8 protein-coding genes are annotated in these 8,494 nt (G+C 71.5%); 6 read left to right on the plus strand and 2 right to left on the minus strand.

Features of this window, described 5'->3' with window-relative positions:
* Positions 1 to 79 precede the first annotated feature (79 nt).
* From AC0IW9_RS29525 to AC0IW9_RS29535, 3 genes are all read left to right on the plus strand, one after another.
* A complete protein-coding gene (locus AC0IW9_RS29525) occupies positions 80 to 1,426 on the plus strand; it encodes an aspartate aminotransferase family protein (protein WP_471651886.1) in 1,347 nt (448 codons plus the stop codon).
* 32 nt (positions 1,427 to 1,458) lie between these two features.
* Positions 1,459 to 2,238 (plus strand): SDR family NAD(P)-dependent oxidoreductase, encoded by a 780-nt coding sequence (locus tag AC0IW9_RS29530; protein WP_471651887.1) that lies wholly within the window; start codon positions 1,459 to 1,461, stop codon positions 2,236 to 2,238.
* Positions 2,239 to 2,331: 93 nt separating this feature from the next.
* Entirely contained in the window at positions 2,332 to 3,036 is a 705-nt protein-coding gene (locus AC0IW9_RS29535; RefSeq protein ID WP_471651888.1) for a hypothetical protein, read from the plus strand.
* Positions 3,037 to 3,070: 34 nt separating this feature from the next.
* On the opposite strand, the gene AC0IW9_RS29540 is transcribed toward AC0IW9_RS29535, so the two are convergent.
* Both AC0IW9_RS29540 and AC0IW9_RS29545 read right to left on the minus strand, forming a co-directional pair.
* Positions 3,071 to 3,838, minus strand: coding sequence for an SDR family oxidoreductase (locus tag AC0IW9_RS29540; RefSeq protein WP_471651889.1), 768 nt, complete (start codon positions 3,836 to 3,838; stop codon positions 3,071 to 3,073).
* Between the two features lie 48 nt (positions 3,839 to 3,886).
* Positions 3,887 to 4,009, minus strand: coding sequence for a hypothetical protein (locus tag AC0IW9_RS29545; RefSeq protein ID WP_471651890.1), 123 nt, complete (start codon positions 4,007 to 4,009; stop codon positions 3,887 to 3,889).
* A gap of 402 nt (positions 4,010 to 4,411) precedes the next feature.
* On the opposite strand from AC0IW9_RS29545, the gene AC0IW9_RS29550 reads away from it, so the two are divergent.
* The 3 genes from AC0IW9_RS29550 (at position 4,412) to AC0IW9_RS29560 (ending at position 8,130) form a co-directional block, all read left to right on the plus strand.
* Entirely contained in the window at positions 4,412 to 5,395 is a 984-nt protein-coding gene (locus AC0IW9_RS29550) for a tripartite tricarboxylate transporter substrate-binding protein (RefSeq protein WP_471651893.1), read from the plus strand.
* Positions 5,392 to 6,540 carry an iron-containing alcohol dehydrogenase gene (locus tag AC0IW9_RS29555; RefSeq protein WP_471651891.1) on the plus strand — a complete coding sequence of 383 codons (1,149 nt, stop codon included), beginning with the start codon at positions 5,392 to 5,394 and terminating at the stop codon, positions 6,538 to 6,540. Before AC0IW9_RS29550 ends, AC0IW9_RS29555 begins: the two co-directional genes overlap by 4 nt.
* A gap of 72 nt (positions 6,541 to 6,612) precedes the next feature.
* Positions 6,613 to 8,130, plus strand: a complete 1,518-nt coding sequence (locus AC0IW9_RS29560; protein ID WP_471651892.1) for a phospholipase D-like domain-containing protein — start codon at positions 6,613 to 6,615, stop codon at positions 8,128 to 8,130.
* Positions 8,131 to 8,494: the final 364 nt, after the last annotated feature.

An 8,494-nucleotide genomic window follows, 5' to 3' on the forward strand; every position in this document is an offset into this window, starting at 1 on the left:
CCCTGCCGCCCCGCCGTCGCCCCGTTGACGCCGCCCGGGCCACGCGCGAGCCTGCCGGACCCGCCGCGGAGCCGCCAGCATGAGCCCCCTCGACCAGCCCAATCCCGCTCTCCGCAACAGCGACCTCGATGCCGCACTCGCCGAGGCGCACGAGGCCTATGCCGAGGCCCGGCCGAAGAGCGCCGCCATCCATGCCAAGGCACGGGCGGTGCTGCCCGGCGGCAATACCCGCAGCGTGCTGTTCTACACCCCCTTCCCCACCGCCATGGTGCGCGGCGAGGGCTGCCGGCTCTGGGATGCCGATGGCCGCGAATACCTCGACCTGCTCGGCGAATACACCGCGGGGCTGTTCGGCCATTCGGAGAAGCGCATCATCGATGCGGTGAAGAATGCCCTCGACCGCGGCATCAACCTCGCCTCGGTCGGCGAGGCGGAGCAGGACCTCGCCCGCCTGATCGTCGGCCGCTTCCCCTCGATCGAGCTGGTCCGCTTCACCAACAGCGGCACCGAGGCCAACCTGCTCGCCATGGCCGCGGCGCGCGGCTTCACCGGCCGGACCAAATGCATGGTCATGCGCGGCGGCTACCACGGCGGGGTCCTCACCTTCGCCACCGAGAAATCCGCGGTGAACGTCCCCATCCCGCTGGCCTTCACCGACTACAACGACCCCGCCGCCGCGATGCGCGACATCCTGGCCGAGGGCGATCAGCTCGCCGCCGTGCTGGTCGAGCCGATGCTGGGCTCCGGCGGCTGCATCCCGGCCAGCCGCGAGTTCCTCCAGGCGCTGCGCGACGCGACGCGGCAGACCGGCGCGGTGCTGATCTTCGACGAGGTCATGACCAGCCGCCACGGCAGCGGCGGCCTGCAGCAGATGATGGACGTGACGCCGGACATGACCACGCTCGGCAAGTACATGGCCGGCGGCATGAGCTTCGGCGCCTTCGGCGGCCGGGCCGATATCATGGCGGTCTTCGATGGCCACAAGCCGGGCACGCTGCCGCATGCCGGCACCTTCAACAACAACGTCTGGTCCATGGCCGCCGGCTGCGTGGCGATGGGCGAGATCTTCGATGCCGCGACGGCCGAGGCGCTGTTCGCCCGGGGCGAGCGGCTCCGCGATGCGCTCAACGCCGCCTGCGCGGCCGCCGGCGTCGCCATGCAGTTCACCGGCCGCGGCTCCATGCTGACGGTGCATTTCCGCGCCGGCCCGATCACCGCTCCCTATGCCGCGACGCCGGACGAGAACAAGCTGCGGGAGCTGTTCTTCTTCGACCTGCTGGCCCAGGGCATCTACCTGGCCCGCCGCGGCATGGTGGCGCTCAGCCTGCCGGTGACCGAGGCCGATTGCGACCGCTACGTCGCCGCGGTGGCGGAGTTCGCCGCCGCCCGCAAGCCGCTGCTGGCGGGCGGCCCCGCGCCGGGCTAGCCTGCCACCGAGATCCGGAGACGATGAACACCATGCCGATGCCCCCCGCCGTGGTTCGCCGCGCGCCGGCCCAGGGACGCCGCGTCCTGCTGCTGACCGGCGCCTCGCGGGGGATCGGCCATGCCACGGTGAAGGTCTTCTCCGCCGCCGGCTGGCGCGTCATCACCGTCTCCCGCCAGCCCTTCCCCGAGGAATGCCCCTGGGAGATGGGGCCCGAGGACCATATCCAGGCCGATCTCTCCGATGCCGCCGATACCCTGCGGGCCATCGAGGAGATCCGCGAGCGGCTGATCCCCGATGACGGCCGGCTCGATGCGCTGGTGAACAATGCCGGGATCTCCCCCAAGGGCCAGGGCGGCGCCCGGCTGAACACCATGGAGACCCAGATCGACGACTGGAAATGGGTCTTCCAGGTCAATTTCTTCTCCTCGATCATGCTGGCCCGCGGCCTGCTGGAGGAGCTGAAGAAGACCCGCGGCGCGGTGGTGAACGTCACCTCCATCGCCGGCAGCAAGGTGCATCCCTTCGCCGGCGCCGCCTATTCAACCTCGAAGGCCGCGCTCATGTCCCTGACGCGGGAGATGGCGCATGACTTCGGCCCGCTCGGCATCCGGGTGAACGCCATCTCGCCGGGGGAGATCGACACCTCCATCCTCTCCCCGGGCACCGAGAAGATCGTCGAGGAGCAGATCCCGATGCGCCGCCTGGGCAAGCCGGCCGAGGTCGCCAAGGCGATCTACTTCCTCTGCTCCGATGCCAGCTCCTACGTGAACGGCGCCGAGATGCACATCAACGGTGGCCAGCACGTCTGAACCAGGCGCCTGAACGCGGGGCGTGATCAGCGCCACCTCAAATTCCCGCGATGAGCGTGCCGGTGCTTGTGGGCATCGTTCGATAACCGCATCGTGCCGCCCGCGAAGGCCAGCGCCACCGGCCTGGCGCCCGGGGGGAACGTCATGGCCGCGAAATACATCAAGTCGTCCAGCAACCTGTCGCCCAAGAACGTCTGGGACAGGCTCAACGACGGCAGCTGGTCCTTCGACGACTGCCCCTGGGTCATCTGCGACAACGTCTATGCCGCGGTGAATTTCACCGGCGACGGGTCCTGGCAGGAAATCGTCATCGACCTGTACAAGAAGGGCCAGCGCGACTTCGCCGTCCTCGCCGGCCGCCACGGCGACCAGCTCGGCCAGCAGGTCGATACCAGGACCGGGAAATTCATCGCGCGGGATCCCTCGAGCCCGGGCGACGCCGCCATCAACCCGGCCGACGACCAGAACCGGGCCAATGCCCTGCAGGCCGATGCCCGCATGCCGGGCATCTCGGTCGTGGTGCGGGATGTCGGCAATGGCGCGCATGATTCCGTCGCGCTGCTGACGCAGGAGATCCGCAGCCACCTCTCGGCCGGCCGGATCGTCGTCCTGGCGTGGTGCTACTCGCTTTATGCGATGAAGGCGGGCTGGGACACCACCGTGAAGAACAGCTGGCCGCAGGTTTTCCAGGGCCCCAACATGACGCCCATCGCCTTCATCGCCAAGGACTGGACCTGGGCCGCCACCTACCCGAAATGCCCCGCCTCGGTCGCAGCCGAGCTGGTGGCCGTGCCCTGACGGTGCTCGGCGGGGGGACCCGGCGGGGGCGGCCCTAGCGCCCGCCGCCGACCGGCACCAGCGCCCCGGTGACGTAGCTGGCCGCATCCGACAGCAGCCAGAGCACCGCCTCCGCCACCTCCGCCGCGCTGCCGCCCCGCTGCATCGGCACCCCGGCCGAGAGCCGCGCCACGCGGTCCGGCAGCCCCGCCGCCGCATGCAGCTCGGTCTCGATCAGCCCGGGGTTCACCGCATTCACCCGGATGCCCTCCGTCGCCAGCTCCCGCGCCAGGCCGATGGTCAGCGTATCCACCGCGCCCTTGCTGGCGGCGTAATGCACCCATTCGCCGCCGCCGCCGATCTCCGAGGCGCGCGAGGAGACATTGACGATGGCCCCGCCGCGGCCGCCATGCCGCCTCGACATCCGCCGCACCGCCGCCCGCGTGGTGCCGACGGTGCCGAGCACGTTCACCCTCAACACTTCCTCCCAGACCGCGTCGGAGGTCTCGTCCAGCCGCCCGGTCGGGCCGGTGATGCCGGCATTGTTCACCAGCGCATCCAGCCGGCCGAAGCGCGCGTCCAGCGCGGCGAAGCAGGCCTCCTGCCCCGCGGCATCGCCGGCATCGGCCTGCAGCGCCAGCACGGCGGCCCCGGCGCCTTCGGCCGCCGCGGCGGTTGCCGCCGCCCGGGCCGCATCGCCGCGATAGGTGAAGGCCAGGTCATAGCCGCGCGCCGCCGCCAGCAGCACCACGGCCGCGCCGATCCCGCGCCCGCCCCCGGTGACCAGCAGCACCGGCCGGCCTGTCGTCCCGCTCTCGCTCATACCCGCAGCCTGCGGCCGCGCGGCGCCGGCTTCAAGCCCGCCGCGGCGTCAGGATACCAGCCAGCCGAAGGCTGCGGTCGCCAGCACCACCAGCAGCAGGGCGCGGAGGAAATGCAGCAGCTCCCCCCGGTCGTCGCCTTCCTCAGGCTTGGCGGTACGCAGCTGGCGCATGGGGCGCCGCCGCTTCGGGCGGATGGCAGCCTGATCGAGTTCGTCATTCTGGGACACAGTGCGCGACGCCATGGCAGGGCCTTCCCGGGTGGAGGCGGTGCGGGAGGCAGGCAATCCTCCGGCAACCCAGGCTTGGCAGGATGAAACAGACACGTGATCTTGAAAACATACCCCTGCGGGAATCGTAAAGTTTCGCCCTCGCACTGGATGAATTTGCAGGCCTGAGCCGCAAAATAGTTGCAAGACCGTCACGTCATGCACGTCCGGCCGCGCCACCCCGCCCCTGGCAGCATCCGAACGAAGCGGGCAAGCTGGCCGGATAACCCGCCAAGGGACGTCCAGCCGCATGCCCTCCGCCGAGTCCACCCGCCCGGCCTATCCGCCGTGGGGCCATCCCCGGTGATGCGCCGCCGCCATCTCCTCACCCCGGTCCTCGCCGCCCCGGCCCTGCTGCTGGCAGCCGGCGCCCGCGCCCAGCCCGCCTGGCCCAGCGCCCGCCCCATCCGCCTGGTCATCGGCTTCCCGCCCGGCGGCTCGGCCGATTTCCTCGCCCGGACCCTGGCGGACCCGCTGGGCCGCGAATTCGGCCAGACCATCCTCATCGACAACCGCCCCGGCGCCGGCTCCAACATCGCCACCGAGACCGTCGCCCGGTCCGAACCGGACGGCTATACCCTGCTGCTCGGCGGCAATTTCAGCCATTGCGTGAACCCCGCGATGTTCCGCCGGGTCTCCTTCGACCCGATCGCCGACTTCACCCCGATCACCCAGGTCAGCGACATCCCGACCATCATCGCGGTGAACCCGGCGAGCGGCATCCGCACCCTGGCCGAGCTGATCGAACGCATCCGCGCCACGCCCGGCCGCTGGAACTACGGCACGCCGGGGATCGGCACGCCGAGCCACCTCGCCGGCGCCATGTTCACCAAGGTGACGGGGCTCGAACTCACCCATGTCGCCTTCCGCGGCGGCGCGCCCTCGCTCACCGCCATCCTCGCCGGGGATATCGAGATCATCATCGGCACCCCGCCCGTGGTGCTGCCGCATTCCCGCGCCGGACGGCTGACCGCATTGGCGATGACCACCGCCGCGCCCTCCCCGGTCATCCCCGACGTGCCGGGCGCCGCCGCCGCCGGTCTCCCCGCGCTCGACATCGCCGGCTGGTACGGGCTGTTCGCCCCGGCGAAGCTGCCGCCCGCCATCCGCGACCGGGTCTTCGCCGCCACCACGGCCGCCCTGGCGACGCCGCTGGTGCGCGACCGCTTCGCCCAGGAAGGGCTGCAGGCCATCGCCAGCCCCGACCCCGACCACTACGCCGCCTTCGTCGCCAGCGAGATTCCCTTCTGGGCCAAGGTCGTGCGCGACGCAGGAGCAACGGCGGAATGAGCACGCATCTCCATACCTGGCCGGCGCAGCAGCGCGTCCGCCACGGCCTGCCCGTCGCGGAAGCCCTGCCGCCCGAACTCGCCGAATGCCAGCGCGTCGTCCTCGTCACCACCCGCTCGCTGGCGCAGAGCCGCATCGCCGCCGCGACCCGCGCCGCCATCGGCCCGAAGCTCGCCGGCGAGACCGCCGCCATGCGCGCGCATTCCCCGGTCGAGGACGTGCTGGCGCTGGCCGCCCTGCTGCGGGAGACGCGGGCGGACCGCGTCGTCGCGCTCGGCGGCGGCAGCGTCATCGATGGCGCCAAGGTCGCCTGCGCCGCAGTCTGGCAGGGTGTCACCGATGCCGCCGGGCTGGTCGGCCTCGCCGTCTCGCGCGGGGCGCAGCCGCTGGGCTGGGATGCCGCCTCCCCGGTGCCGCGCATCACCGCCATCCCGACCACGCTCTCGGCCGCGGAATTCGCCCCGCATGCCGGCTATACCGACCTCGCCGAGGGCCGGAAGTACCGCGCCCTGCACCCGATGCAGGTCCCGGTCGCCGTCGTGCTGGACCCCGCCGCGACGCTCGAGACCCCGGCCGAGCTGCTGCTCTCCTCCGGCATCCGCGCGACGGACCACGCGACCGAACGGCTCTGCGCCCTGGACCGCGCGCCCTTCTCGGATGCCGTCTCCCGCCAGGCGCTGGAGATGCTGAGCACCGCCCTGCCCGCCATCCGCGCCAACCCCGAGGAGGTCGCGGCGCGGGGCCTGGCGCAGCAGGCCATGTGGCTTTCCGTCATGGGCGGCTGGGCCAATGTCGCGGTCGGGGCCAGCCATGGCATCGGCTATATCCTCGGCGCCGCCCGCGGCGTGCCGCATGGCATCACCTCCTGCCTCGGCCTGCCCGCCGTCATGCAATGGAATGAGTCTGTGAACGCCGACCGCCAGGCGGTGATCGCCCAGATCCTCGGCGGCCGCACCGGCGCCGAGGCGCTGCGCGGCTTCATCCGCGGCCTCGGCCTGCCCACCACCCTGGCCGAGGTCGGCATCGGCGCCGAGGAAATCCCCGGCCTCGCCGCCCGCTGGGACGGCGGCCCGCCGATCGCCACCAATCCCCGCCCGGTGACCGGGCCGGAGGATGTCGCCGCCATCCTCGCCCTGATGGCCTGAGCCCCTCGCCCCGGGCGCCCCCGCACGGGGAATTTAAGTGCCCTCGCCCGCCGGCGGTGGAAATGGGAGGGCATGCACTTCTCTCCTTGCGATGCCGTGGCGCTGCCGCAGCCGGTCCTGCGGCCCGGCAGCAATTGCTGGCGCATCGCCCGCGCCACCCGCGCCGCGGTCATCGTCGACGCGGCGGATTACTTCCGCCACGTGCGGGCGGCGATGCTCAAGGCCGAGCGCCGCATCATGCTGGTCGGCTGGGACTTCGACGCCCGCATCTCGCTGCTGCCGGGCGAGGCCGACCAGGATACGCCGAACAGCCTCGGCGATTTCATCAGCTGGCTGGTGGAACGCCGGCCGGAGCTCGAGATCTTCCTGCTGCGCTGGGACATCGGCAGCCTGAAGACCATCTTCCAGGGCTCCACCCTGCTCACCCTGCTGCGCTGGATGCGGCATCCGCGCATCACCGTGAAGCTGGACGGCGCGCACCCCCCCGCCGCCTCGCATCATCAGAAGATCGTGGTGCTGGACGACAGCCTCGCCTTCTGCGGCGGCATCGACATGACCGGCGACCGCTGGGACACCCGCGCGCACAGCGACCTCGAACCCCGCCGCATCACCCCCGGCGGCGCGCCCTACGCACCCTGGCACGATGCCACGACCGCCATCGAGGGCCCCGCCGCCGCCGCGCTGGGCGAGCTCGCGCGAGACCGCTGGCGCCGGGCCGGCGGCGCCGCGCTTGCCCCGGTGACCGGGGGCACCGCCTGCTGGCCGGAGGAGCTGCCGCCGCAATTCCACGACATCGACCTCGGCATCGCCCGCACCCAGCCGGACTATGCCAAGGAGCCCGGCACGCATGAGATCGAGCGGCTCTACCTCGACCTCATCGCCACCGCCCGGCGCTTCATCTATGCCGAGAGCCAGTACTTCGCCTCCCGCCGCATCGCCGAGGCCATCGCCCGCCGCCTAGCCGAGCCGGCGGGGCCGGAGATCGTCCTCATCAATCCCTTGACGGCGCATGGCTGGCTCGAGCCCATCGCCATGGACAGCGCCCGCGCCCGGCTGTTCGAGGCGCTGCGCCGCAACGACCCGCACCGGCGCTTCCGCATCTACCACCCCGTCACCGAACAGGGGCTGCCGATCTACGTCCATGCCAAGGTGCTGATCGTCGACGACCGCGTGCTGCGCGTCGGCTCCTCGAACATGAACAACCGCTCGATGCGGCTCGATACCGAATGCGACGTCGTCATCGATACCGGCCAGGGGGAGGAGGCAGGGGAAGGCGACTGCGCCAATGCCCTCGCCGGGCCGCGCATCCTCGCGGTGCGCGACAGCCTGCTGGCCGAGCACCTCGGCACCACGCCGGAGATCGTCGGCGCCAGCATCGCGGCGCAGGGTTCGCTGATCGGCGCCATCGAGAGCCTGACGGGCCCCGGCCGCAGCCTCCGCCCCTATGAGACGCCGGACCTGACCGCCGTGGAGGCCTGGCTGGCCGACAACGAGGTGCTGGACCCGGAAGGCCCGGGCGAGATGTTCGAATCCCTCGCCAAGCGCGGGTTGTTCCGCCGCTTCGGCCTGCGCCGGCTGCGCCGGCCCTGATGCCCGCCTGGAGCGCGATCGTTTGAGGTGGAATCACCGAAAGACGTGAATCGTGCGATAAAACAATGAGCTAGACCGTGCTCCGCGCTTCCGTCAGCGCGGATCACGGTCTAGCCCCCCCCGCCATTTCCGCTTGCACCCGCCGCACGACCGGCGCGAGCATCCCCCCGCAACCGGCACCAAGCCGGAACCGATGGAGGGAAGCCATGGAATTCGGCTATTTCATGATGCCGTCGCATCCCCCGGAACGCGGCCTGAAGGAAGGCCACGACTGGGATCTCCAGGTGCTGCGCTGGCTGGATGAGCTGGGCTATTCCGAAGCCTGGGTCGGCGAACACCACACCGCCCCCTGGGAGCCCCACCC

The organism is Belnapia sp. AC561 (assembly GCF_979252845.1).